The 24,013-nt window shown below is 60.8% G+C and carries 24 protein-coding genes; 3 read left to right on the top strand and 21 right to left on the bottom strand.

The genetic code is table 11. The annotated features are described in order from the left end of the window. On the top strand, positions 1-334 hold a 334-nt coding region (locus DWW51_RS08915; protein WP_197032235.1), incomplete at its 5' end, for a Type 1 glutamine amidotransferase-like domain-containing protein. Between the two features lie 114 nt (positions 335-448). Here DWW51_RS08915 and DWW51_RS08910 read toward each other — a convergent pair. The 3 genes from DWW51_RS08910 to ftsH all read right to left on the bottom strand — a co-directional run bounded on the left by DWW51_RS08910 (position 449) and on the right by ftsH (position 3,313). Then, positions 449-676, bottom strand: a complete 228-nt coding sequence (locus DWW51_RS08910; protein ID WP_369831449.1) for an IS3 family transposase — start codon at positions 674-676, stop codon at positions 449-451. A gap of 177 nt (positions 677-853) precedes the next feature. After that, the gene (locus DWW51_RS08900) at positions 854-1,345 is read right to left on the bottom strand and encodes a DUF523 domain-containing protein (protein WP_117765687.1); all 492 of its coding nucleotides are present in this window, start codon (positions 1,343-1,345) and stop codon (positions 854-856) included. Positions 1,346-1,420: 75 nt separating this feature from the next. Beyond that, positions 1,421-3,313, bottom strand: a complete 1,893-nt coding sequence (gene ftsH / locus DWW51_RS08895) for an ATP-dependent zinc metalloprotease FtsH (RefSeq protein ID WP_187364973.1) — start codon at positions 3,311-3,313, stop codon at positions 1,421-1,423. Between the two features lie 101 nt (positions 3,314-3,414). Here ftsH and DWW51_RS08890 point away from each other — a divergent pair, with 101 nt between their 5' ends. Then, on the top strand, positions 3,415-3,891 hold the full coding sequence (locus tag DWW51_RS08890; RefSeq protein WP_117774246.1) for a cob(I)yrinic acid a,c-diamide adenosyltransferase: 477 nt from the start codon (positions 3,415-3,417) through the stop codon (positions 3,889-3,891). A gap of 85 nt (positions 3,892-3,976) precedes the next feature. Here DWW51_RS08890 and DWW51_RS08885 read toward each other — a convergent pair whose 3' ends face one another. The 4 genes from DWW51_RS08885 to thyA form a co-directional block, all read right to left on the bottom strand. Further along, positions 3,977-5,326: an MATE family efflux transporter gene (locus DWW51_RS08885; protein ID WP_117647336.1), complete on the bottom strand. Its 1,350-nt coding sequence runs from the start codon at positions 5,324-5,326 to the stop codon at positions 3,977-3,979. 125 nt (positions 5,327-5,451) lie between these two features. After that, complete coding sequence (locus DWW51_RS08880; protein WP_117774245.1) at positions 5,452-6,366, bottom strand: RNA methyltransferase; 915 nt, start codon at positions 6,364-6,366, stop codon at positions 5,452-5,454. Positions 6,367-6,469: 103 nt separating this feature from the next. Continuing rightward, positions 6,470-6,988 (bottom strand): dihydrofolate reductase, encoded by a 519-nt coding sequence (locus DWW51_RS08875; RefSeq protein WP_117774244.1) that lies wholly within the window; start codon positions 6,986-6,988, stop codon positions 6,470-6,472. Positions 6,989-6,997: 9 nt separating this feature from the next. Further along, a complete protein-coding gene (gene thyA, locus DWW51_RS08870) occupies positions 6,998-7,846 on the bottom strand; it encodes a thymidylate synthase (RefSeq protein ID WP_117774243.1) in 849 nt (282 codons plus the stop codon). Positions 7,847-8,012: 166 nt separating this feature from the next. Here thyA and DWW51_RS08865 point away from each other — a divergent pair, with 166 nt between their 5' ends. Then, entirely contained in the window at positions 8,013-8,771 is a 759-nt protein-coding gene (locus tag DWW51_RS08865) for a DUF134 domain-containing protein (RefSeq protein WP_117774242.1), read from the top strand. Between the two features lie 120 nt (positions 8,772-8,891). On the opposite strand, the gene ffh is transcribed toward DWW51_RS08865, so the two are convergent. The 14 genes from ffh to DWW51_RS08795 all read right to left on the bottom strand — a co-directional run bounded on the left by ffh (position 8,892) and on the right by DWW51_RS08795 (position 23,818). Next, on the bottom strand, positions 8,892-10,367 hold the full coding sequence (ffh, locus tag DWW51_RS08860) for a signal recognition particle protein (protein WP_117774241.1): 1,476 nt from the start codon (positions 10,365-10,367) through the stop codon (positions 8,892-8,894). A 10-nt stretch (positions 10,368-10,377) separates the two neighbouring features. Then, on the bottom strand, positions 10,378-11,295 hold the full coding sequence (gene ftsY / locus DWW51_RS08855) for a signal recognition particle-docking protein FtsY (protein WP_117629291.1): 918 nt from the start codon (positions 11,293-11,295) through the stop codon (positions 10,378-10,380). After that, positions 11,295-14,831 carry a chromosome segregation protein SMC gene (gene smc / locus DWW51_RS08850; RefSeq protein ID WP_117646446.1) on the bottom strand — a complete coding sequence of 1,179 codons (3,537 nt, stop codon included), beginning with the start codon at positions 14,829-14,831 and terminating at the stop codon, positions 11,295-11,297. Before smc ends, ftsY begins: the two co-directional genes overlap by 1 nt. Positions 14,832-14,841: 10 nt before the next feature. Continuing rightward, the gene (gene rnc / locus DWW51_RS08845) at positions 14,842-15,567 is read right to left on the bottom strand and encodes a ribonuclease III (RefSeq protein WP_117637759.1); all 726 of its coding nucleotides are present in this window, start codon (positions 15,565-15,567) and stop codon (positions 14,842-14,844) included. A gap of 3 nt (positions 15,568-15,570) precedes the next feature. Beyond that, positions 15,571-15,813: an acyl carrier protein gene (locus DWW51_RS08840; RefSeq protein ID WP_055309519.1), complete on the bottom strand. Its 243-nt coding sequence runs from the start codon at positions 15,811-15,813 to the stop codon at positions 15,571-15,573. Between the two features lie 124 nt (positions 15,814-15,937). Continuing rightward, the gene (gene plsX / locus DWW51_RS08835) at positions 15,938-16,957 is read right to left on the bottom strand and encodes a phosphate acyltransferase PlsX (protein ID WP_117629287.1); all 1,020 of its coding nucleotides are present in this window, start codon (positions 16,955-16,957) and stop codon (positions 15,938-15,940) included. Positions 16,958-17,044: 87 nt separating this feature from the next. Then, a complete protein-coding gene (rpmF, locus tag DWW51_RS08830; protein WP_022094017.1) occupies positions 17,045-17,224 on the bottom strand; it encodes a 50S ribosomal protein L32 in 180 nt (59 codons plus the stop codon). A gap of 64 nt (positions 17,225-17,288) precedes the next feature. Continuing rightward, positions 17,289-17,843: a DUF177 domain-containing protein gene (locus DWW51_RS08825; protein ID WP_117774240.1), complete on the bottom strand. Its 555-nt coding sequence runs from the start codon at positions 17,841-17,843 to the stop codon at positions 17,289-17,291. Next, a complete protein-coding gene (locus tag DWW51_RS08820; RefSeq protein WP_040358176.1) occupies positions 17,843-18,340 on the bottom strand; it encodes an ATPase in 498 nt (165 codons plus the stop codon). Before DWW51_RS08820 ends, DWW51_RS08825 begins: the two co-directional genes overlap by 1 nt. Before the next feature lie 68 nt (positions 18,341-18,408). After that, positions 18,409-18,906: a pantetheine-phosphate adenylyltransferase gene (gene coaD / locus DWW51_RS08815; protein ID WP_117564151.1), complete on the bottom strand. Its 498-nt coding sequence runs from the start codon at positions 18,904-18,906 to the stop codon at positions 18,409-18,411. Next, positions 18,899-19,555, bottom strand: a complete 657-nt coding sequence (gene rsmD / locus DWW51_RS08810) for a 16S rRNA (guanine(966)-N(2))-methyltransferase RsmD (RefSeq protein ID WP_117774239.1) — start codon at positions 19,553-19,555, stop codon at positions 18,899-18,901. The genes coaD and rsmD overlap by 8 nt, the downstream gene beginning before the upstream one ends. Next, on the bottom strand, positions 19,552-21,729 hold the full coding sequence (gene recG, locus DWW51_RS08805; protein WP_117774238.1) for an ATP-dependent DNA helicase RecG: 2,178 nt from the start codon (positions 21,727-21,729) through the stop codon (positions 19,552-19,554). Before recG ends, rsmD begins: the two co-directional genes overlap by 4 nt. A gap of 10 nt (positions 21,730-21,739) precedes the next feature. After that, a complete protein-coding gene (locus DWW51_RS08800; RefSeq protein ID WP_117774237.1) occupies positions 21,740-23,401 on the bottom strand; it encodes a DAK2 domain-containing protein in 1,662 nt (553 codons plus the stop codon). A 27-nt stretch (positions 23,402-23,428) separates the two neighbouring features. Then, positions 23,429-23,818, bottom strand: a complete 390-nt coding sequence (locus DWW51_RS08795) for an Asp23/Gls24 family envelope stress response protein (protein WP_187361832.1) — start codon at positions 23,816-23,818, stop codon at positions 23,429-23,431. Positions 23,819-24,013 lie beyond the last annotated feature (195 nt).

The raw sequence follows: 24,013 nt of genomic DNA, 5'->3' as shown, positions 1-24,013 counted from the left end.
TTCCGGTTCGACGAACAGCCGATCGTGTCAAATTTGGTCTAACAGAGCCAAAGGAAAACTGATGATTGGTGAATCGGCAGGTGCGATTGTATGCGCTCCAAGCATCCAATATATCGAGCAAATGGATGAAAAGCCGGAGGACTACTCACAAGAAGATGATGCAGGGCTTAATTTGATTGATTTCTATGTTCTTCCGCATTTTCTTACAGCACCATTTAAGAAAGTTACCGAGAAAATAATAACTGAGTTTTCGGATTTGAATCTATGCCCAATTAACAATCGTCAGGGAATTGTAATTGATGGTGAAGGTTCAAAGGTTATTTGCAAAGAGTAATTTAAAATTCCAGTTTGCTGCACTCGTTCCTAGCAGGGTTTGAGGCAGGCACGCCCCAACAAGAAGCCGTCCCAAAGGGGCAAGAATGGGGACTGCGGACGATTTCTTGGACCGTTACGCGGCCCTTCCCAGCGCGGAGCGGAACTCGGCCGGCGTGCGGCCGCCGAGCGCATCGCTGCGCCTCTCCGTATTGTATCGGCCGATCCAGCCCCCGAGTTCCTCGATGAAGCGGGCGGGGGTCCAGTCCGACCAGTCCCTGCCGTGCCAGAACTCCTTCTTGAGCAGGCCGAAGAAGCCCTCCATCGCCGCGTTGTCCGGGCTGCAGCCCTTGGCGGACTGGATTGGCTACGCTGATGTGGACAGTTCCGGGAGAGGCGCAAGAGACGGGAAGGCCGTGTGCGCGTTCCTGCGCGAGGGCCGTGGGGAGGGGCTGCCTGGGTACGGCGCCTGTCAACTCGGTCTACGTCTTTGATGACCGGGTCGCACTCAATATCAACTTCACGGATGATGCCAAAACGGTCACCCGTGAGGAAGTGTTGGGTTCGAGTGCTGTGGACAATGTTCCAGCATGCTGGGATCGAACTCGCTAGCCGGAATCACACGGTACCCGTGACGCAGCAGCAGATCGACAAAAACACCATTGCCCGCGGTGAGCGTACCGCTAAAGGTGCCATCGTAGACGTGACCCGTACCGCACGAGGGGCTGCGGTCCTGCAAAATGCACGCAACGATCTCGGACGGGCCGCCCGCCTGCTCGCACATATCGAGCGCGCGCTGAGCACCCTGGCGAAACTCGCGATCGACCGAGATGCCCTCGCAGGTACAAACCTCGCCATTCACAATCTCGGACGGCTTGCGCGGTGTGGGCAAGCCGCCAAAAACCTCGGGGCACACCAACAGGACCTCGGTCCCTGTGCGTTCGCAGGCCTCGACCAACGCGCGATGGTAATTGTCGAGCCCGTTATATTTGCAGCTCTCTCCCATCAAGCAGGCACTCACCACGATCTTCATACATATCCCTCCCAAACAAAACGCCCCATTTGAGATAGAAACTCAAATGGGGCGTTCGACGTTGTGCAACCAGCCTTACTGCTGCTTTGGCATCAGCGGATTCTCGCGCGTGAGGAGATTCATGAACTCCTCGCCCGTGATCGTCTCCTTCTTGTACAGATAACGAGCCAGCTCATGGAGCTTAAACTTGTTCTCCTTGAGGATCTGCAGGGCGCGGTCATGTGCGTCCTCGATCAGCTTGGCGACGATCGCGTCGACGCGCTCGGCCGTACCGGGGGCACAGGTGAGCGACGTGTCCTGGTTGAGGTAGGCATTCTGAACGGTACCGAGCGCCATCATGCCAAACTCTTCCGACATACCAAAGCGCGTCACCATGTTGCGGGCGAGCTTGGTGGCCTGCTCGATATCATTGGCCGCGCCAGTCGTCATCTCACCAAAGATGAGCTCCTCGGCAGCACGTCCGCCGCAGTAGACAGCGAGCTTGTCGAGCACCTCCTGGCGCGTGGTCAAGAAGCGCTCGTCCTCCTCGACCTGCATGGTGTAGCCCAGAGCACCGCTCGTACGCGGCACGATGGTGATCTTCGTAACCGGCGCAGAACCCTTCTGGCGGGCGGCAACGATGGCATGGCCGATCTCGTGATAGGACACGACCTGTTTCTCGTGATCGGACAGCACCGTGGACTTACGCTGCTGGCCGGCGATGACGACCTCCACCGACTCCTCAAAGTCATCCTGCGTGGCGCGCTTGCGACCCTCGCGGACAGCGCGCAGGGCGCCCTCGTTGATGATGTTGGCCAGGTCGGCACCCGAGGCGCCAGGCGTGGCGCGGGCGATCGCGGTCAGGTCGATCGGCGGCTGCGTCTTCACGCTCTTGGCGTGCAGTTCAAGGATATTCTTGCGACCGGTCAGGTCGGGCAGCTCAACGGGGATGCGGCGGTCGAAGCGGCCGGGGCGCAGCAGGGCCGGATCAAGGCTGTCGGGACGGTTGGTCGCAGCGAGGACGACGATACCCTTGTGGTTATCGAATCCATCCATCTCGGTCAGCAGCTGATTGAGCGTCTGCTCGCGCTCGTCGTTGCCACTAAAGCCGCCGCCATCGCGCTTCTTGCCGATGGTATCGATCTCGTCGATAAAGACGATGCACGGGGCCTTTTCCTTGGCCTGCTTAAACAGGTCGCGAACCTTAGCGGCGCCGCGGCCGACAAACATCTCAACAAACTCAGAACCAGAAATACTAAAGAACGGCACGCCCGCCTCGCCGGCCACAGCCTTGGCGAGCAGGGTTTTACCGGTACCCGGAGGGCCGACAAGGAGAGCGCCGCGTGGCAGTTTGGCGCCGATCTCCTCGTAGCGCTGCGGCTTCTCCAGAAAGTCGACGACCTCCTTGAGGGACTCCTTAGCCTCTTCCTGGCCGGCGACATCCTTAAAGGTCACGCCCACGTCCTTGGAGGCGATCACGCGCGCGCCGGACTTGCCCAGTCCGCCGCCGCCAAAACCACCGCCGCCAAAGTTCATCGACGGACCGTCATCACCCATGGCCTTCTTCATGCGGCGGTTGAGCCACCAGCCAATCAGGAAGAAAATCACCATGGGAAGAATGAGGGTGAGCAGGTAGTAGGTCATCAGGCCCGAGTTCTTATCGGGAACGACCGACTCAAGCGAAGCACCGGACTCAAGCACGCGATCGGTAAAGCCCGCGTCATTCGGCACACCGGTCGTCTTGTAGGCGATATTCTCGTCCTCGCCCTTCTTGGTGTAATAAATCGTGTAATCGTCCGTGTTGTACTCGACCTTGTCGACGCTCTTCTTATCGAGCGCTTTGACAAACGTCGAGTAATCGGTCTTCGTAATCTGCTGCGTGTGACCGATGTTGGGGAACAGAACGGTCGAGAGCACGAGGTAGACGACGAAGGCGATGAGCACGTAGAGGATCATATTCCGTCTACGTTTATTGTCATCCATCTCCATCTGCTTGAACTCCATCTACTGGGGTTGATAATTTTTTCTAGAATACCCAACCCGGACGGCGATAAACCGACGCCGGGCACGAAAGGACAGAGAAGGCATCACTGGGAGTCGGCAAGGTTCAAATCTATACGGGCGACGGCAAGGGCAAGACGACGGCTGCGCTGGGGCTTGCGCTGCGCGCCACGGGCTATGGACTTAACGTACTCATGCTTCAGTTTGCCAAGAAGCTGCACTGCGCCGAGCATGATGCGGCGCCCCGTTTAGGTCTGCGCATCGTACAAGCCGACCGCGACACGCCCGAAGCCTGTGCCGCACAGATCATGGAGCTGGCGCGCGAGCAGATTAGCCAGGTCGACGTGCTGATCTTGGATGAGCTGGGAGAAGCCATGCGCCGAGGCTTTGTGACGCGCGAAGATGTCGAAGCGTTGATCGCAATGAAACCGACCACCACAGAGCTCGTGCTCACCGGCCGCGGCTTGCTGCCACTGGCCGATCTCGCGGACCTAGTAACCGAAATGCGCCCCGTCAAACACTACTTCGACGAAGGCCTCCTAGCCCGCCAAGGCATCGAATACTAAATGATCCGAAGGGGACGGAGGAAAACGGATCATTTTGCCTTATCGCCAGGTCAATGATCCGTTTTCCTCCGTCCCCTTCGGATCATTAGGCGGTGGCGCGGCCGAGCCAGTTGCCGCTGTGGTGGTAGATGGTAAACATCGTGGCCGTGATTAGCCAAGTTACGGGGTAAACCAGCAGCAGGTGCTCAAGCGACGGATCGAACGGCATAATCGCAAACACCCAGATCACCCTGAGCACGACGGTGCCAAAAATCGTGAGCATCATAGGCTGGAAGCTCACGCCAGCGCCGCGGATGGAGCCGGACGCGTTTTCGATAATCGAGAAGATCGCGTAGAACGGCGCGATGAAATGAAGAATCGTCGTGGTGTAGGCCGAAATCGAAGCATCGTCGACAAACAGACGCGACAACGGACCCGAGAACACCAGTAGCACGGCAGACAGGCCACCAATGAGCATAAACGACAGCACAAGCGACGTATGGTAGCCCTTGCGCATGCGCTCGTAGTTGCGCGCGCCAAAGTTCTGTGCCGAGAACGTGGTGATCGAAACGCCAAGCGCCTCGGTAACCATCCAGACAATGCCATCCAAACGGCCCGAAAGACCCCACGCCGTGGTGACATCGGCACCAAACGAGTTGACCGACACCTGAATCAAAACGTTGGAAATCGAATACGCAGCAGACTGAAAGCCAAGCGGCAGACCACACGAGATCATGCTCTTACAAATGCCAGGATCAATGCAGAGTTTGGACAGTGAAAGCCGCCACGCACCCGGAGCGTGCATCATACGAATCACGATCATCGTGGCGTTGGAGCAAATGGTCAGCGCCACCGCGATGCCGCAGCCCAGAGCCTCCATATGAAGCACGGCAACGAAGATGACATCCAGCACCGCATTAACAAGGCAGCCGGAAGCAATGATCACAGCAGGACCGCGTGTGTCGCCCACGGCGCGCAGCAGCGCCGTTCCCATATTGAGCAGCAGCGCCGCAACCATGGCGGCAAAATAGCAACGAGCATAGGCCACGCCCTCGGCCAATAGTTCATGCGGCGTGTTCATAAGTACCAGCATGGGCTCAACGAACACTATGCCAAGAATCGAGAAAACGATACCGCCCACCAGCGCGAGCGTCATGGCCGTATGGACCGAACGACTCAATCGCTCATCATCGTGCTGACCAAAAAACTGACCGGTAATGACCGCGCAGCCAGCGCCAACGCCAACGCAAAAGCCAATGCAGAGCTCGGTGAGCACCATCGTGGCTTGAATGCCACCCAGCGCGAGCTTGCCGCCAAACTGGCCGACGATATACGTACCAATAAGCGTGTAAGCCTGCTGAAAAAACGAGCTAAAGAAGATAGGGACGCACAGCGACAGCAGCTGTTGCCAAATGACACCCTGCGTTACATCGATAGCCGTAGATTTCTTAGCCACACGCCCTCCCCACCAGCGTACGTCAAACAACAAAACGGCAATTTAAGACCAAAGCCAATACCAGCTTAGCACCGACCGACGTCGGCCGAAACGCCCCGAACCAGAGCCCGGTGCTAACTATCTGCCTAGTGATACAGCCCCGGCTGGTAGTGGTACTCGTTGCTCACATGCGGGCACAGCTGCCAAAAGGCAACAGCGCTTGCCGCGGCCACGTTGAGTGAATCGACCCCATGCGCCATCGGAATACGCACGGCGCGGTCGCAGCCTGCAATGGTCTTGGCGCCCAAGCCAGCACCCTCGGTGCCCATAAAGATTGCCAGGCGGTCAATCTCCTGGAGCGCGGGATCGTCCAGCGACACCGAATCATCCGTCAACGCCATAGCGGCACACGAAAAGCCGGCATCGTGTAGCGCCGCCAGCCCATCATGCGGCCATACGCGCGCTTCGCTGCCAATGCGTGTCCAGGGCACCTGGAACACCGTGCCCATGCTCACGCGGGCCGAACGACGATACAGCGGATCACAACACGTAGGACTGACCAAAATGCCGTCGACGTTGAGCGCGGCCGCCGAGCGGAATATTGCGCCCACATTGGTATGGTCGACAATGCCCTCGAGCACGCACACGCGCACCGGGCGCTCCCCCGCCGCCTCGACGACGCCGCCCAAGAACTCATCAACCGGAATCTGTCGCGGGCGACGAAATGCCGCGAGCGCACCGCGCGTCACATTGAAGCCCGTCAGCTGCTCCATGAGCTCCATGGAGGCAACGAACACAGGAACCGGACCCGCGCCCTCGCGCACAACCAGGCGCTCAAACAGCGGCATCATCTGGTCGAGCCAGCGCTCACCCAACAGAAAACTCACCGGCCCGTATCCGGCGCGAACCGCGCGCTCGATAACCTTAGCGCTCTCGGCGATAAAGATGCCCTTTTGCGGCTCCAGCACGCAGCGCAGCTCGCGCTCGGTCAGTCGCACGTAGGCATCGAGCCGCTCGTCCTCGAGCGAATCGATTCGCAGCACCTCAACGGCATCAGTCATAGCAGCCCGAACCCTTCCAATAGCAGCATCTATATACAACGAGGCGACGCCAGGCGTCGCCCCTCAATCATTCCAACCCGATAATACCGTGGCAAAAGGTGATTTAAGCACTAACGCGACGATACGTCACGAACTCATAATCGAGGCCTTCGTCACCCTCGCCCGCGGCAATCGTGGCAACCCCTTCGCGCCGCGCAACTTCCCACGCGGGATCGGCGTCCAAGTCGGGAAAGTACGTGTCCACGGGATGGACGCAGTGGTTATGCGTGACCTCGGCCTCCACGCAGTACGGCAAAAACTGCCGATAGACATCGCCGCCGCCGATCACCCAGGCAACGGGCTCATCGGCAACCGCGGCGAGCGCCTCGCCGATACTATGCACCACGTCGACTCCCTCGGGCGTAAAATCCTCGTCGCGCGTGAGCACGATATTGCGACGATTCTTGAGCGGACGTCCACCGGGAAAACTCAGCAGCGTCTTGCGTCCCATGATGACCGGACAGCCCTTGGTACACGCCACAAAATGGCGCATGTCGGCGCGATTGGACACGACCATATCGCCCTCGCAGCCAATGCCCCAGTCGTCACACACGGCGACGATGGCAGAAAGCTTACACGTCATACCTGCCACCTATACCGCAATGGGGATGCTCTTGACCTGCGGGCCGTGCTCGTAGCCCTCGACGATCAGGTCGTCGGTCGTAAACGCGTAGAAATCGTGCACATCAGGGTTAAGCGTTACCTTGGGCGCCGCAAACTGCGGACGCTCGATAAGTTCGCGGACGATGTCGACATGGCGGTCGTAAATGTGGGCATCGGCAATCACATGCAGCAGCTCGCCGGGAATCATATCGACCGACTGCGCGACCATCATCAGCAAGATGGCGTACTGGCACACGTTCCAGTTATTCGCGGCCAAAATGTCCTGGCTGCGCTGGTTGAGAATCATGTTGAGCGTCGGTTTGTCATCCTGCGGTCGCTGTGTCACGTTATACGTCACGCTGTAGGCGCACGGATACAAGTGCATCTCGGAAAGGTCGCTAAACACGTACGTGTTGGTCATGATGCGGCGACTGTACGGCGTATGCTCAAGGTCGTACAACACACGGTCCATCTGGTCAAAGTCGCCCTCGGTATAATGGCTCTTCTGGCCAATCTGATACCCGTAGGCCTTGCCGATGGAGCCGGTCTCGTCGGCCCACTCGTCCCAAATATGGCTGTTGAGGTCATGCACGTTATTGGACTTCTTTTGATAGATCCATAGGATCTCATCCATGGCAGATTTGAGGGCCGTACGACGCAAGGTAAGCGCGGGAAACTCCTCGCGCAGGTCGTAGCGCGCCGTAACGCCAAAGTTTTTAATGGTATAGGCAGGGGTGCCATCCTCCCACACCGGACGGACCTTTTGGCCCTCGGTGGTGGTGCCATGGTCCAGAATATCGCGGCACATGGTTACAAACTGTTGATCAGCCTTGCTCATTGACCCTCCTGTCAGTCGCCTATAAGCAATTTTTATTGTAGCCCAGGCGCACGCGGCCCCACAGCCCAAACATAAGCCCTCATTTTCTGACATATGCCAGAAATTCCTTGCACAAATCCGCACGTTCGCTATTCTATTGTTGACATATGTCAGATTTGGAGCACGTATGGCAGGAAGACGCGAAAAATTACGCCGTGTTGGGATCATCCCCGAATATCGCGGCTTTACCCCCGACGGCCTTGCCAGCGGAGACGCCATCGAGATGACGGTCGATGAGCTCGAAGTACTGCGCCTGTGCGACCTGGAAGGCCTCAATCAGGAGGCCGTCGCCCAGCAAATGGGCATCGCCCGCGCCACCGTGGCGGCCATCTGCAGCCGCGCACATCGCAAGGTGGCAAACGCTCTGGTCAACGGGCGGGCGCTCGTCATCGAGGGCGGCAATATCGCGTACTCCCCCATCACCGCAACGACGGCCGCATGGCCAGCAAAGGAGGTCTACACCATGAGGGTGGCAACCACGTACGACAACGGCAACATCTTTATGCACTTTGGCCGCAGCGAGCAGTTCAAGATCTACGACATTCAGGATGGCAAGGTACTCAACGAGCAGGTCGTGGGCACCGACGGCACCGGCCACGGTGCCCTTGCGGGCCTGCTCGCCAACGGTGGCGTGGACACGCTCATCTGCGGCGGCATCGGCGGTGGCGCCATCAACGCGCTTGCCCAAGCCGGCATCACGGTGTACGCAGGAGCTCAGGGCAGCTGCGACGCTTGTGTCGAGGCCCTTATCGCCGGAACGCTCGCACAGAACGGCGAGGCCACGTGCGGCTGCCACGGCCATGACCACGCCCACGAACATGGCGAGTCCTGCAGCTGCCACGGCCATCACGAGCACGAGGGCCACGAGGGCTGCGGCTGCCACTAACGGCACGGCACCGCGAGCTCGGGGCGCGACGCTGAACGCAGCCCAACTATCAAAGCCAACAACAGAGGCCACCCGGTAGCTTCCGAGTGGCCTTTGCCATATCAAGCTGGAATTACAGCCCTATTTCTTATTGCGCATCTGCGCTTCCATCTGGCGCAGCAGGTCCATATCGGACTTAGGACCACCCGTTCCCAGGCCGCCCATGCCGCCCAAGCCCATGGCATCCAGACCGGGAATATTGGGCATGCGCATCTTCTTGCCCTTCTTGCCCTTTTTGCCCTTCTTGCCGCCGGCCTGTGCCTGATTGGCCATCGTGCGCATGCGGCCCATCATCTTGTTCATCTCGCCCCACTGCTTCATAAGGCTATTGACCTCGGTGGGGGTCACACCGGCGCCCTTGGCGATACGCGCGCGACGCTGGCCGTTGATGATGGAGGGACGCAGACGCTCCTCCTTGGTCATCGACATGATGATGGCCTCGTTCTTGTCGAAGATGCCCTCGTCCAGGTTACCGCCCATCTGGTTGAGCGCGCGCTGGCCACCGGGGAGCATGCCCAGGATACCCTTCATGCCGCCCATCTTTTTGACGGCTTTCATCTGGTCGAGCATGTCGTTCATGGTAAAGCCCTCGCGCAGCATGCGCTCGGCAGCCTCGAGCTGTTCGGCATCGGCGGCCTCCTGGGCCTTCTCGATGATGCCGACAACGTCGCCCATGCCCAAGATTCGCTTGGCCATGCGATCGGGATAGAACGGCTCAAGCGAATCGGGTTTCTCGCCCATGCTCACAAACTTGATGGGCTTGCCGGTCACCTGACGCACCGAAAGCGCGCCACCGCCACGGGCGTCACCGTCGAGCTTGGAGATAATCACACCATCAAAGTCGGTGCGCTCGGCAAACGTCGAGACCACGTTGACGATATCCTGGCCGGTCATGGCGTCGACGACCATCAGCACCTGGTCGGGCTTGACGGCCTTCTTGATGTCGACGGCCTCCTGCATCATCTGCTCGTCGATCTGAAGACGTCCGGCGGTATCGACGATGACCACGTCACGCAGGTGGTCGACGGCCTCCTGGATGGCGCCCTTGGCGATGTCGACCGGGTGCTCGCCGTCACCGCGGAAGACCGGCACGCCGATCTCGCCGCCGAGCGTGGCAAGCTGGTCGGCAGCAGCGGGACGGTAGACGTCGCACGCGGCGAGCAGCGGCGAGCGGCCCTGCTTCTTGAGCAGGTGGGCAAGCTTTACGGCAGCCGTGGTCTTACCGGAGCCCTGCAGGCCCACGAGCATGATGACATTAGGAATGCGGTTACTAAAAACGAGCTTGCTCTCGGTGGAGCCGAGCATCTCGGTGAGCTCGTCGAGCACGATCTTGACGACGTTTTGCGCCGGCGACAGCGACTCCATGACCTCGGCGGTCATGCAGCGCTCCTTAGTCTTAGCAACGAACTCCTTGACGACCTTAAAGTTAACGTCGGCCTCGAGCAGCGCCATGCGAATGTCGCGCATGGCCGAGGTGATATCGGCCTCGGTCAGCTTACCCTTGCCGCGCAGGCGGTCAAATGTGTCGTTGAGGCGATCGCTCAGGGAATCAAACACTGGTTACTCCTTAGTTGGACTCGCCCACCAGGGCGCGGCAGAAATCTTTGGCGTTAAACTCCTGCAGGTCATCGACCTGCTCGCCCACGCCGATGCGCAGGATCGGGAGCTTGAGCTTCTCGGCCACGGCCATGGCGATACCGCCCTTAGCCGTGCCGTCGAGCTTGGTCATGATAATACCGTCCAGGCCCAGCGCCTCGTTAAACTCAAGCGCCTGGTTCAGACCGTTCTGACCAGTGGCGGCATCGATCACAAGCACGACCGAAACCGGCATGGGGCCGGCGGCCATATTGGCGGCGCGCTTACGCGTCACGTTGACCACCTTGGCGAGCTCGCGCATGAGCTCGGGGCTCGTATGCAGACGACCGGCGGTGTCGATAAGCACCAGGTCGCTGCCGCGCCTGTCGGCCTCGTCGAGCACGTCGTAACAAACGCTCGCCGGGTCGGAGCCGCGGTCGCGCTTGATGACGGGAACACCGGCGCGCTGACCCCACACATCGAGCTGCTCGATGGCGGCGGCGCGGAAGGTATCGGCCGAACCGATCACGACATTCTTGCCGCGGGAAGCCATGGCGCTCGCAATCTTGCCGACCGTCGTGGTCTTGCCGGCACCGTTGATGCCCACAAACAGCACGCAGCTCGGCGTATCGGAGAACGGATCGCGCTCGATGGGCACAAAGTGCTGCTCAAGCTGCTCGGCCAGAGCGCGACGAAGCTGCGGTGCGGTCTTGAGGTTCTTCTTGGCTGCGGCATCGCGCAGGTCATCGGAGACCTGAATAGCGACCTCGGCACCCATGTCACCCATAACGAGGGTGTCCTCAAGGTCCTCCCAAAAGTCCTCGTCGACCTCGCCGCCAAAGTAGAAGACCTCGTTGAGGGCCTCGCGGCTGCGCTCAAGTCCGCGCGAGAGAGCGTCAAAGAATCCCATTATGCATTCACGACCTTTCCGGTTTCGCGATCGAGTTTTTGCGAGACGACGCGGCTGACGCCGTCGGCTTGCATCGAGACGCCATAGAGAACGTCAGCGTCCTCCATAGTACGGCGCTGATGCGAAATGACCAAGAGCTGTGTATCGGAACGCAGCACATCGAGGGCTCCGATGAGCTTGGACAGGTTGGCGTCATCAAGCGCCGCCTCGACCTCGTCCAGCACATAGAACGGCACCGTGCGCGTGCGGTACACGGCAAAGAGCAGGGCGAGCGCCGTCAGACTCTTCTCGCCACCCGACATGAGCATCATCTTGGTAATGCGCTTGCCGCGCGGCTGCGCCACAACCTCAATGCCCGTCTCGGCAGGATGCTCGGGATCGGTCATCTCAAGATGAGCCTGGCCACCCGGGAACAGCATGGCGAAGATCTCGCGGAAGTTCGCGTCGACCTTCTCAAACGTCACCAGAAACGCCTTGCGCATCTTGCGATCAATGGCCACCGTGATCTTGGTGAGCGCCTTGCGCGCGCTCTCCAGATCAGCCAGCTGCTCCTCGATGTAGTCGGCGCGGCGCTTGAGCTGCTCGTACTCCTCCATGGCAACCTGGTTCACGGGGCCCAGATTGTTGATCTGGCGCACAAGCTGGTTGAGCTCGCGCTCGGCGGCATCGCGATCGGTGGGCGCCGGCAGCATGAGCGCTTCCTCGAGCACCGTGGTACCGTCGGCGGTAATGGCCTTGATGGCCGCCTCTACCTGCACCTCGAGCTTGCCGCGCGCAACCTTGAACTCATTTTGCATCGCCGTGGCGGCATCAACCCGCTCCTTGGCACGGGAGACCCCGGCCTTGGCATCCTCGATGGTCTTCTTGAGCGAAGCGGAGTCCGCCTCTTCCAGAGAGGCCTGGTCACGCAGGCGCGCTGCCCAATCCGATGCGCGTTCCAACAGGGCAGAATAGCGTTCGTGCATGGGGTCGACGCGCAGGCGCAGCAGCTCGAGCGAGCGCGAAGCCTGGCGTGTTCCGCGGATACGACGGTCGATGCCCTCAAGACGATGCTCAAGGTCGGGCACGCGGCCCTTCAGCGAACGCAGGCGCTCGCTCGTCTGGGCCAGGCGCACCTTGGCATCGGCGAGCTTACCGGCGGCCTCGGAATCGTCACGGCGAACGCGATCGAGCTCATCGTTGGCCTCGGCAATCTGGAGACCCAGGTCGCTTGCCTGTGCACGCGCCTCGTCACGCGAACGGGTGAGCTCGTCAACGCGCGGGCGCGCAGCGCGAACGGCCTCGGAGGCCTGCTCGCGGCGCTTGGAGATGCGCACGCGCTCGACCTCGGCATTGTTGACGCTTTGCTCCAAGCGGCCGATCTCGGAGAGCAGCGAGCGGCGCTCGCCCTCAAGACGGGCGATCTCACCGGCGGCATCGCCCTCGGCGGCACGTGCCTCCTCGACGGCGGCGTTGGCCTCAACGACTTGGTCCGAAGCATGCTCAAAGATGGCAGCCAGATCGGGTTCCAGGCCCTCGAGCTCACGGATGCGGCGCTTGCGCTCCAAGGCACCCGAAGCCTCGCCGGCATCGAGCCCCACGCGCACCAGACCACCACAGCTCACGCGGGCGCCATCGGGAGTCACGTAGGTCACACCGTCAACGACAGGGGCAGCCAACGCGGCAGCCAAGTCATCGACCACGTAATAGCCGCCGAGAAGGGCCTCGACAACCGGGCCATAACCGGAGCGCACGGACAGACGATCGACCAGACGCGTACCGGCAGCGCCCTCGGCGGCAGCAGAGCCACTCACGCCGCGCGCCATCAGCAGCGCCTCGCCCGAAGCCTTCTTTTGGTCCAAAGCCGCACGACCGGCGCGCTCAAGCGTAGCGGCATCATCAAACAAAAGAGCATCGATATCGCCGGCAAGTAGTTGCTCAACCAGGCCCTCAAGCTCACGAGGGGCGTCGAGCACGTCGCCCAGACGGCCTGAGACATCGTCGCCCAGCGCGCCCACCAGACGGCTCACCAGCGGCGAGCTGTCTGCCATGCGGGCATCGAGCTTCTTTTGGCTGGCAAGCTCCGAGCGCACCTCGGACAGCTTGTTGCGCGCCTCGCTCTCACGATTACGCAAGTCCTTCAGGGCTGCACGGGCGACCTCGGTGGCCTCGCGCGCATCGTTCTGGGCCTGACGAGCCGCCTCAAGGGCACTCTCAAGCTCCTCAGCACGGTCGCGACGGCTATCAAGCGATGCTGTAACCTCCTCGAGCTGTTCATCAATCTGCTCCAGGCGCGAGGCGTACATGTTGTCCTCGACCTCGGCGTTGCTCAGCGAGTCCTTCACCTTGGCGAGTTCGAGCGCCGCGTTATCGGCCACACGCTGCACATCGCGTTGCTCACGCGTAAGCTGCGAAATCTGATTGTCGAGCGCCACGCGCCGCTCGTGGAGCTCAGCGGCGGCAGGACCAGCGGCGTCAACGTCCTCCTGGGCCTGCATGTGCGCGCCGGTCACTTCCTCAAGCTGCGCACGTGCATCCTCGAGCTCCTCGACCACGCGACGACGCTGATGCTCGGAGCTCGAGATCTGGCCGCGCATGTCGGACAGGCGCGACACCATATTGTGGCCCTTTTCCTCGAGCAGGCGCATATCGGAGTTAATGCGACCGACCACGTCTTGCATATGGCGGCGCTGCTCGCCCAGATCGCCCACAAACAGGCCCTTTTCCTCGAGCATGACCTGGAACTTCTCGAGCTCGCGTTCCTTTTCGCCCAAGCGGTACTGCGCAAGCTCAAGCTCGGCAGCACCCTCCTTGGAGCGGCTCTCCAAGTCGTTCCACTGCGACTGCAGCGAACGAAGCTCGTCGACGGCCAGCATCTGCGTAAGCTCGTTCGCGCGCGAGGACAGCTCTTTGTACTTGCGCGCGCGATCGACCTGACGCTCCAGCGGCCGCAGCTGACGGGCGATCTCCTTATTGATGTCGCGGGCACGGGTCAAGTGCTCGTCCATCGAATTAATCTTTTTGAGCGCACGCTCCTTGCGGCGCTTGTGCTTGGAGATGCCGGCGGCCTCCTCGATGAGGGCACGGCGCTCCTCGGGGCGGCTCTGCAAAATGGCGTCGAGCTTGCCCTGGCTGATGATGGAATGCGTATCCTTGCCCAAGCCCGAATCGTGCAGGATGTCCTGAATGTCCATCAGGCGGCACGGACTCGAGTTGATGAGGTACTCGCTTTCGCCCGAGCGATACATACGACGGGTGATGGCGACCTCGTCAAAGTCGACGGGCAGCATATGGTCCGAGTTATCGAGCACCAGCGTGACCTCGGCGACACCCACCGGCTTGCGCGCTGACGAGCCCGAGAAGATGACATCCTCCATGGCCTGGCCGCGCAGCTGCTTGGCGCTCTGCTCGCCCAGGACCCACAGAATCGAGTCAGAGATGTTCGATTTTCCCGAGCCGTTGGGACCGACGATGACGGTCAGGCCCGGCTCAAACGTCATATGGGCGCGGTCGGCAAACGACTTGAACCCTTTGAGCGTGAGGGACTTGAGATACACGGTTCCTCGCTTAAACAGGCTTCTTGTTGAGAATCACGCCGTTGGTGGTGTAGCCCATGCGGTCAAGTGCCTCGAGTGCAGCGGCTCCCTCGGCTTCCTTCTTTGAGGAGCCGGAGCCGCGACCCTGGCGAATACCATCGATCAACACCACGGCGGTAAAGGTGGGCGCATGCGCCGGGCCCTCGGAGCCAACAAGCTTATACGCGGGAGGCTCATGGCCGTCTGCCTGCACGCACTCCTGCAAGAACGACTTGGGGTTCGCAGGATGCTCGGCACGCTCAGAGGCCAAATGGGGCTTAAGCGTACGGTGGATAAACTCCGCCGCCGCATCCCAGCCAGCATCCAGATACAGCGCGCCCACGAGCGACTCATAGACGTTCTCGAGCGCCGAGTGCAGGCCACGCGCGCCGGTACCGGTCTCGGAGGCACCAAAGATGATGATGTCGTCGATACCCAGCTCGTGCGACACCTCGGACAGCGTAGCGCCCGAGACAAGCGACACCTTCAGGCGCGTGAGCTTGCCCTCGTCAAACTCCGGATAGGACTCAAACAGGGAGCGTGCGACCACAGCGCCCAAAATGGAATCGCCCAAGAATTCAAGGCGCTCATAGCTGGCAGAAACCGGCTGGCCCTCGACTGCCGAGGGATGCGTAAGCGCCGCGCGCAGCAGCACCTTATTATTGAACTCGTGGCCCAGGATTTCCTGGGCACGCGTAAGTCGTTCAGACAAAGCCAAGACCTAGGCCTCCCTGGCGTTTTCGATCGCGTCGACGGCGTCGGCGACAGAGTTGAGCGAGAGCAGAGTCTCGTCATCGATCTCGAGGTTGAACTCGTCCTCGATAGCCGTAACCAGCTGCAGGCGCTCGAGCGAGTTGGCATCGAGATCGTCAAAGGTGGTCTCATCGCTAATTTCGGCAACATCGACGCCCAGAACGTCAGCAGCGACCTCGGCGATCTTGTCGAAGATTTCGGAGCGGTCCATAGCGCTTCCTCTCATAGTGAATGAATACCAAAAGAATGGTACCGCCCGGGCGGTACCAAGACACGGTTCTGATTCTACCCCACGAAGCAGGCCGCGAGGCACATAACAGCGCTCTAACTCGCTCTTACAAAACGATGCCGTCCATGGAGTTGGCGACGTTCTCGACCAGCCCCGCGCGCACGGCTTCGGCCGCCGCGAGCGTACCGTTTTTAACAGCCTCGACCGAGGTGGCGCCATGGCCGATTAGGACCACGCCACGCAGGCCCAAAAGAATCGCACCGCCCTTGGCATCACCAGAGAGCTTGGCCTTAATCTCGCGCATCTGCTTTTTGATGAGCAGCGCGGCGATCTTGGTGCCGAGCGAGGCCATAAAGGCACCCTTGAGTTCCTGCAGCAAAAACTTGGCAGCGCCCTCGGTGGCCTTGAGCGCAATATTGCCCGACATGCCATCGGCAACGACGACATCGAAATTGCCCGAGGTGAGGTCGGTGCCTTCGCAGTTGCCCACAAAGCCGGGAACGGCGGCTTTCATGGCCGGGAAGCAGGCCTTGGTAAAGTTGGAACCCTTCTCGTCCTCGGTGCCATTGGCAAGCAGGCCCACGCGGGGATGCTCGATGCCCAGGACGACGCGGGCATAGGCGCTACCCATCTGGGCAAAACGCACCATGTCATCGACCTCGACATCGGGGTTGGCGCCCATATCGCACAGCACCGTCAGACCGCCGGCGCGATTGGGCAGCGCATTGGTCAGACAGGGACGCACCGGCTGCTTCTTGCCTTCGGCCATATATCTAAACGGCGTCACATAGGCGGTGGCGGCAGCGGTCATGGCACCGGTCGAGCCGGCGGAGAAGAACGCGTCCGCGTTGCCCTTTTTGATGGCGCGGCAGGCAAGCACGATCGACGATTTACGCTTGGTCATCACGGCGCGAATGGGATCGTCATCCATGGCGATAACGTCGGGTGCCTCAAGAGCCTCAACACGTGCATGGGAAGCAGCAAAGGGATTGACGATTTCAGCGGGGCCAGCTGCCAAGACCTCGATATCGGGATCGGCGGCAAGCGCAGCCTCGATACCATCGAGAACAACCTGAGGTTTCTCGTCTCCGCCCACAATGTCTACACAAACGCGAACGTTACTCATATACATGCTCCTTATACAAAAATGGCCGACTCATTGAGCCGGCCATTGTGGTTCCATTTGGAACGGCATCGCATCCAGAGTATACCGTTACTCGGTAACGATAACCTCGCGGTCCTTGTAGAAACCGCAGCTGGGGCACACGTGATGCGGAAGCTTGACAGCGCCGCAACGGGGGCACGTGGACTGAGCCGCAGCCGAGATCTTCATGTTGGCGGAACGACGGGTGTGAGTGCGGATACGACCCTGCTTTTGTTTAGGTACGGGCATAGTGACCTTCCTTATGAACTATCCAGTGTGGCGATTACGCGCAAGTAGCGATACTACCACAGTTTTACTCATCGAGCTTGAGATTCTTCAATGCTGCAAATGGATTTTCCGTGGCAGCGGCCCATTCTGCCTCTGCCTGGGTGGCGCAATCGCATTGCTCGACGTTGAGATTGCAACCGCAAGTGGGACACAGACCGCGGCAATCGGACTTGCAGAGCACCACAAACGGCGTGTCCATGACAACGGCATCGTTGATGGGCTCACCCAGATCGACGATGCGGTCCTCACCCAGGAGCTCGTAGCCGTCCTCGTAGGCCTCGGGATCCTCGGGCTCCTCAAAGAGGTAGAACTCCTCGATCTCGCCGGCGATATCAAACGAAGCGGGCTCCAGGCAACGGTCGCACTCGCCGGTGGCGTGCGCGCGGACCATGCCCGTGAGCAAGACACCGGTACCGGCATTGGTAAAGACAACGTCGTAGTCGATGCCGTCCTGTAGCTGGTACTCCTTCTCGCCCACCGTATAGGTGGCGACATCGACCTTGCCGGTCAGCGGATACGAATCTCCGGGAAACTCGAGCTGTTCGGAAAGATCGACGGTAACGCTCGGGAACTCAGCCATTACCACTGACCATTCTGTTGGGCGGCACCCTCGTTGAGCTGCTGACGGCAACGGGTAACGGTGCCGGTCAGGCTCTTGAGATTCTCCTCCAGGTGCGTAAAGACCTGCTCTGCGTAGTCCTCGGCAGCATAACGCGTCTCGCGCTCGTACTGCTGGGCACGATCGCGGATGTCGTCGGCCTGCTGCTGTGCCAAGCGGACGATCTCCTGCTCACCGGCAATGGTGAGGGCCTGCTGCTGAGCGTCGGCGATGATGGAATCGGCCTGAGCGGCGGCGGAAGCCATAAGCTCCTCGCGCTCCTTAAGGATACGGCGGGACTTCTGCCACTCCTCGGGATAGCTCATGCGGATCTCGTCGAGGATGTTGAAGAACACGTCGGCGTCGATGACCTTGAACTGAGCGTTCTTGCCGAAAGGCGGCTTGGCTTCCTCGATCAGCCCTTCGAGCTCATCGACCAAGCTGACGATCCTATCGCCAGGAAAATTCTCGCCCGGCATCCGGTCTCCTTTCATAGGTAACATATCATCGTGCTAGTTTACCACATGCCACCAGGCAATAAAAAACGTCACGAAAAGCGATGTCTGAGCGCTTCGACCACGTTGGGCGGGACAAACGTCGATACATCGCTGCCGAGTGAGGCGATCTGACGAACGACCGAGCTCGAGATATAGCCGTACTGCGGCGCACTCATGACAAAGATGGACTCCAGCTCGTTATCCAAGCGATAGTTGAGATCTGCCTGCTGCAGCTCGTACTCAAAGTCGGTCATGGCGCGCAGGCCCTTGACCACGGCCCCCGCCCCCTGCTCGCGAGCGAAGTCGACCAAGAGGCCGGTAAAGGGCAGGACCTCGACGCCGTCGATATCACCGAGCGCCTCGCGGGCCAGCGCCACGCGCTCATCGAGCATAAACGTGGTACCCACACCGTTTTTACCCTGCGACTCGGCAACAGCGACGATCACGCTGGGAAAGATGCGGCGGGCGCGGCGGATGACGTCGATATGGCCAAACGTGATGGGATCGAAGGTGCCCGGGACGATCACGCGGTTGATGGTGTCATTCATGGGCGTCCTCCTGAAACGTCGTGGCATCGTTGTTGTTAGCATCGGTGCCGGCGTTATCGCCCTCACCATCGTCATCGCCGACCCAACGAAGCAGGTCGACCGAGGTAATGCCGTAGTGCTTCTCGCGCACAATCTCAAAGCCTGCCGGATGCGCGCCCGCATCGGCGGCGGCATGCTCAAACAGGGCATAAGCGCCAGATGCAAGCAGACCCTGCTGAGCCAGGTTCGGCAGCAGTTCCTCGACCGGCTCGGCACCAAAAGCATAGGGCGGGTCGAGCAGGACCAGATCAAACGGGCCGCCCGGCACACGACCGCGCGAGGCGCTCGCCAGCATGTCGCCCGTTACCACGCGCCAACGCGCACGGTCACGGCAGAGCGACTCGATATTCTTGGTAATGAGCCGCGCGGCATTCCGATCGATCTCGAACGTCGTGAGTGAGCGGGCACCACGTGAGAGCATCTCTAACCCTAAGGCACCGGAGCCGCCAAAGGCGTCCAGCACGCGGACCTCATCCAGATCGAAGTCGAATGCCGACATGACCATAGATGCGCATGCCTCGCGCACGCGATCGGTCGTGGGGCGGGTGACATCGCGACCACGGGGCTCCTCGATCTTACGACCGCGCCATTCGCCGCCGATGATTCTCATCCTCCGCTGACCTCCTTAAAAATGTGTCGATATCGCATGGCGACCGCATCGCGCAGGGGGCGCGTCGCCACGGAGTCAAGGTTGCAAGCATACCGCAAGAGCTCGACCGCGTCCAAATGGGCCCACTCGATCAGCTCCTCGTCGGCATCCAGGTCGACAAAGCGCAGGGTCACTCCGCCATGCTGGCGGTACCCCAGGATTTCGCCCTCGTGGCGCAGACGCAGGTCCATCTGGGCGAGCGTAAAGCCATCCGAGGTCTTCTCGAGCGATTGCAGGCGATCTTGTGCTGCCGAAGCGCCGCCGTTGCCCTTGGAGTGCGTCATGACCAGACACGTGCCCGACACGCTGCCACGGCCCACGCGACCGCGCAGCTGGTGCAGAGCAGCCAAACCAAAGCGCTCCCCGTTCTCGATGACCATGACGGTGGCGTTAGGCACGTCGACGCCCACCTCGACCACCGTAGTCGAGACGAGCACGTCAATCTCGCCACGCTTAAAGGCATCGATAACCTGGTCCTTCTCCCCCGCTGGCATGCGGCCGTGAAGGCGCTCGATGGCAAGACCCGGCAACGCCAGACGCAGGCGATCGAGCTCGGTCGCCGTATCGTGCAGCGGCACAGGGACCGTCACGCGGCCCTCGTCGTCGCGGGCGATACCGGGCACGTCCTCCAGATCATCGGCCGAGTCACTCGGCTCCACGAGCGGGCAAATCACGTAGGCCTGCTGACCCTTTTCATGCGCCTCGCGGATGGCGCCATAGGCAAGGTCGCGACTCGACTCGGTAAGCACGCGTGTCGTCACGCCAGCGCCAGGGACGGGCCGATGGCGGATGATACTCGTGTCCAGATCGCCGTAGACCGAAAGCGCCAGCGTACGCGGGATGGGCGTTGCCGTCATAACGAGCAGATCGGCACCGGGGCCCTTCGCGCGCAAGGCATTGCGTTGGCCGACGCCAAACCGGTGCTGCTCATCGATGACTACGAGCGACAAATACTTAAACGCCACGTTATCCGAAAGGACCGCGTGGGTTCCAAAGAGGACGTCGAGCTCTCCCGATTCCAGCTGTGCATGGATGCGCTCGCGCTCTGCGGCCGGCGTGGCACCCGTCAGAAGCGCCCAAGACATGCCGGCCTGCGAGAGCAGAGGGCCGGTCTTATCGGCATATTGACGCGCCAGCACGCCCGTGGGCGCCATAACGCAGGCCTGTGTGCCGCTATCGGCAGCCACAGCCAGCGCGCAGGCGGCAACGGCGGTCTTACCGGTACCGACATCGCCCAGCAGCAGGCGGTTCATCACGCGCCCGACATCGCACATATCGCGCAGGATGTCTTGGAACGCGGCCTCCTGCTCGTCGCTCAGCGAAAACGGCAGGGCCTGCTTGAGCGCGGCCAGGTGCTCGCCCGCGGCGTGGGCGTAGGGAGCGACTTCGACCAAGACACCGTCGTTGCGCAGGCGCAGCGCCAGCTGCAGGTAGAGGCACTCCTCGTAGGCAAGCCGTGCGCGCGCGATTTCGCGCTCAGCCATGCTCGAGGGAAAGTGGATCGATCGAAGGGCACGGGCATGGCTCATCAGGCGACGTTTAACGCGTAAGCGTGCCGGAATGGGATCAAAGGGATTGCCGACGGCCTCGAGCGCGCCACTTACGATACGGCGCATCCATGCCTGACTCACGCCGTCACTCACGTAATGGACCGGCAGGATAGTGCCCGCGGCGCGCCCTTCCTCAAGCTTTTCAAAGTGCGGCGAGGCCATCTGCTTAAAGCCGTAGGCAAACTCGACCTTACCCATTACGGCTAGGCGGTCGCCCTGCTTAAGCTGCTGGGCAATCCAGGGCTGGCGGAAAAAGGCGACCTGCAGCACGCCCGTCTCGTCAACGAGTGAGACCTCGGTCACCTGCATGCGCGGACGCGGCTGCTGTTGGACGATACGATCGACCGTGGCGATGATGGTACACACGGTACCGATGGGCGCCATCTCGATGGACCAGGAGCGCGTAAAGTCCAGGTATCGATGAGGGATATGGAGAAGGAGGTCCCCCACCGTCCGAATTCCCAGACGGCGAAGGGCCTCCTCACGTTTACCCGAAACATATTTGAGTCGCGCGATATCCTCGTCGAGCGCATTGCTCTGGGCAAAGCGCTCCGAGACGCGCGGCACGGAGCACAGTTCGGACATGGGCAGTTGCCTACTCGATCGAGAAGATCACGGGATAGAGCGGCTGCTCGCCACGATGGGCGTCGATCTCCAGATCGGGCTGAGCCTCCTCGATAGCGTCGACGATCTCCTGGAAGGCCTCATCGGACAGTTCCTCGCCGGCCAGAATCGTCAGCGCGTCGCCCTCCTCTTCCTCCTGCATACGGTTGATGCAATCGAGCGTGACCTGCTTCACGTCGGAGCCGACCACGTCGATGGAGCCGGCAATGATGCCCATGACGTCACCGGAGTGAATTGGCGAACCGTCGGAGGCACTGGAGTCGCGCACGGCGCGGGTGACCTCGCCATCGCGGACCTCGCTGATGGCGTCGACCATAGCGGCGACGGCATCCTCGAGCTCGGAATCGGGCAGGACCGCGAACAGCGCGGAGAAGGCCTGCGGAACGGTCTTGGTGGGAACGACGGCGACCTTCTTGTCGGTGCAGGCAGAGGCAGCGGCCTCGGCGGCCATGCGGATGTTGCCGTTGTTGGGCAGAATGATGACCGAGGTCGCGTTGACCTGGTCGACGGCGCCCAGCAGGTCTGCAGTCGAGGGATTCATGGTCTGGCCACCGGACACGATCACGTCAACGCCGAGGGACTTGAGGATGTCTGCCTCGCCGGAACCGGCGGCAACGGCGACAAAGCCCAGGGCCTTCGCGGGCTCGGCGGCCTTCTCCTGGTCCTCGTGGATCTTGGCGGTACGGTCGTGGGCCTCCATCTCCATGTTGTGGATAAAGACCTCGTAGATCTGGCCAAGCTGCAGCATGTGCTCGAGCACCAGGTTCGGGGTGTTGGAGTGCACGTGGATCTTGTAGTCGGGATATGCGCCCACGAGCAGCTCACAGTCGCCCATGGAACCCAGGAACTTAAGGCACTCGTCCTCGTCAAACGGGGCGTCGGCCTTAAAGAGGAACTCGTTGCAGTAGCGGAACTCCGAGCCCTCCCAATCGTCGTTGGCCTCGATCTCAACGCGGCCAAGAGCGGCATCGCGTGCAGAGCCAGCGGAATCGAACGTAGCGGAGAAATCCTCGACAACGGTGCTGCGACCAAGTGCTGCAGCCACAAAGTTCTCCAAGAAGATGGCAAAGCCGAAGGCGCCGGAGTCGACCACGCCGTTCTCTTTGAGGACGGGCAGCAGGTCGGGCGTGCGAGCGACGGACTGGTAGGCCTCGACGACGATGGCATCGAGCGCGTCCTCGGCCGAGAACTTCTTCTTTTCGCACTCGTCGGCCTTGGTCGAGGCATCGCGCAGCACCGTGAGAATCGTGCCCTCGATGGGCTTACGGACGGCCTGGAAGGCGACCTTGACGGCGCGGCGGAAGGCGAAGGCGATGTTGGCGGACGTAATGGGCTCGTCGGCGGAGACAAGGCCCTCGGCCACACCGCGCAGGATCTGCGAGGTAATGACGCCGGAGTTACCGCGGGCGCCCATCAGGGAGCCGTGGGTGATGGCGCCGGCAATGGCCTCCATGTCGGCATCGGCGGGAAGGGCGGAGAGCTCCTTGGTCACCGAGGCGAGCGTGAGCGACATGTTGGTGCCGGTGTCGCCGTCGGGTACGGGGAAGACGTTGAGCTTATTGATCTCCTCGGCCTTGTCAGAAACGGCAGCCGCAGCGATCGGAAAACAGGTGCGAATGGTCTTTGCAATCATGGGTATTTGAATCTCCGTTTTCGGATGCTAGTTCAGACGGCTCTTGAGCGCGTCGATATGGATGCCGATCTTAAGGCTGGCGGGATCGATTTGGGCAATCTCCTGCAGGGTAAAGGCAACGGAGCTCGAAAGGTTGTGGCAGACGGACTTCATGTTGACGCCGTTCTCGAGCACGACGTGAAGATCGACCGTAAGGCCGTTCTCGTCGGCGGAGACAAGCACGCCCTTGCGGAGGCGCTGACCGGCAAGCAGGCGCACGCTCTCGGCGCCTTGGAGCTGCTCAGCCATACCGACGACGCCATAGCACGTCATCGCGGCATAACCGGCAATATCGGCAATAACGTCGTTCGAGACGCTCAGGCTGCCGTTAATGGTCTCAGACACAAGAATCTCCTTATCTGGTGCTCGCGGCACCATGTCGTGGGAGCAATCATTGCAATATTCTACAACGACCGCGCCATGTTGAGGTGGTGGGTCGCGGGATTACATCCTCGACACGAAATGTTGATATGGCAACGTTCGAGTCAAGTGGTCGCGGCATGAAAAAACCCGCCGCATAAGCGACGGGTTTTACAACCTGGCTCCCCGGGTAGGACTCGAACCTACAACAGC

Origin of the sequence: Collinsella sp. AF15-51 (assembly GCF_003462845.1) — a bacterium.
In the GTDB taxonomy this organism is placed as follows: domain Bacteria; phylum Actinomycetota; class Coriobacteriia; order Coriobacteriales; family Coriobacteriaceae; genus Collinsella.
Note: the sequence above shows the minus strand (reverse complement) of the source record. Positions and strands in the feature narration are given on the sequence as shown.

Bases quoted from the DNA above. Each gene is read 5' to 3' on its own strand.
- DWW51_RS08900 (WP_117765687.1), bottom strand. From the start codon at position 1,345: ATGAAGATCGTGGTGAGTGCCTGCTTGATGGGAGAGAGCTGCAAATAT.
- ftsH (WP_187364973.1), bottom strand. From the start codon at position 3,313: ATGGAGATGGATGACAATAAACGTAGACGGAATATGATCCTCTACGTG.
- DWW51_RS08880 (WP_117774245.1), bottom strand. From the start codon at position 6,366: ATGACTGATGCCGTTGAGGTGCTGCGAATCGATTCGCTCGAGGACGAG.
- DWW51_RS08875 (WP_117774244.1), bottom strand. From the start codon at position 6,988: ATGACGTGTAAGCTTTCTGCCATCGTCGCCGTGTGTGACGACTGGGGC.
- thyA (WP_117774243.1), bottom strand. From the start codon at position 7,846: ATGAGCAAGGCTGATCAACAGTTTGTAACCATGTGCCGCGATATTCTG.
- DWW51_RS08865 (WP_117774242.1), top strand. From the start codon at position 8,013: ATGGCAGGAAGACGCGAAAAATTACGCCGTGTTGGGATCATCCCCGAA.
- ftsY (WP_117629291.1), bottom strand. From the start codon at position 11,295: ATGGGATTCTTTGACGCTCTCTCGCGCGGACTTGAGCGCAGCCGCGAG.
- DWW51_RS08840 (WP_055309519.1), bottom strand. From the start codon at position 15,813: ATGGACCGCTCCGAAATCTTCGACAAGATCGCCGAGGTCGCTGCTGAC.
- plsX (WP_117629287.1), bottom strand. From the start codon at position 16,957: ATGAGTAACGTTCGCGTTTGTGTAGACATTGTGGGCGGAGACGAGAAA.
- rpmF (WP_022094017.1), bottom strand. From the start codon at position 17,224: ATGCCCGTACCTAAACAAAAGCAGGGTCGTATCCGCACTCACACCCGT.
- DWW51_RS08825 (WP_117774240.1), bottom strand. From the start codon at position 17,843: ATGGCTGAGTTCCCGAGCGTTACCGTCGATCTTTCCGAACAGCTCGAG.
- DWW51_RS08820 (WP_040358176.1), bottom strand. From the start codon at position 18,340: ATGCCGGGCGAGAATTTTCCTGGCGATAGGATCGTCAGCTTGGTCGAT.
- coaD (WP_117564151.1), bottom strand. From the start codon at position 18,906: ATGAATGACACCATCAACCGCGTGATCGTCCCGGGCACCTTCGATCCC.
- rsmD (WP_117774239.1), bottom strand. From the start codon at position 19,555: ATGAGAATCATCGGCGGCGAATGGCGCGGTCGTAAGATCGAGGAGCCC.
- recG (WP_117774238.1), bottom strand. From the start codon at position 21,729: ATGTCCGAACTGTGCTCCGTGCCGCGCGTCTCGGAGCGCTTTGCCCAG.
- DWW51_RS08800 (WP_117774237.1), bottom strand. From the start codon at position 23,401: ATGATTGCAAAGACCATTCGCACCTGTTTTCCGATCGCTGCGGCTGCC.
- DWW51_RS08795 (WP_187361832.1), bottom strand. From the start codon at position 23,818: ATGGTGCCGCGAGCACCAGATAAGGAGATTCTTGTGTCTGAGACCATT.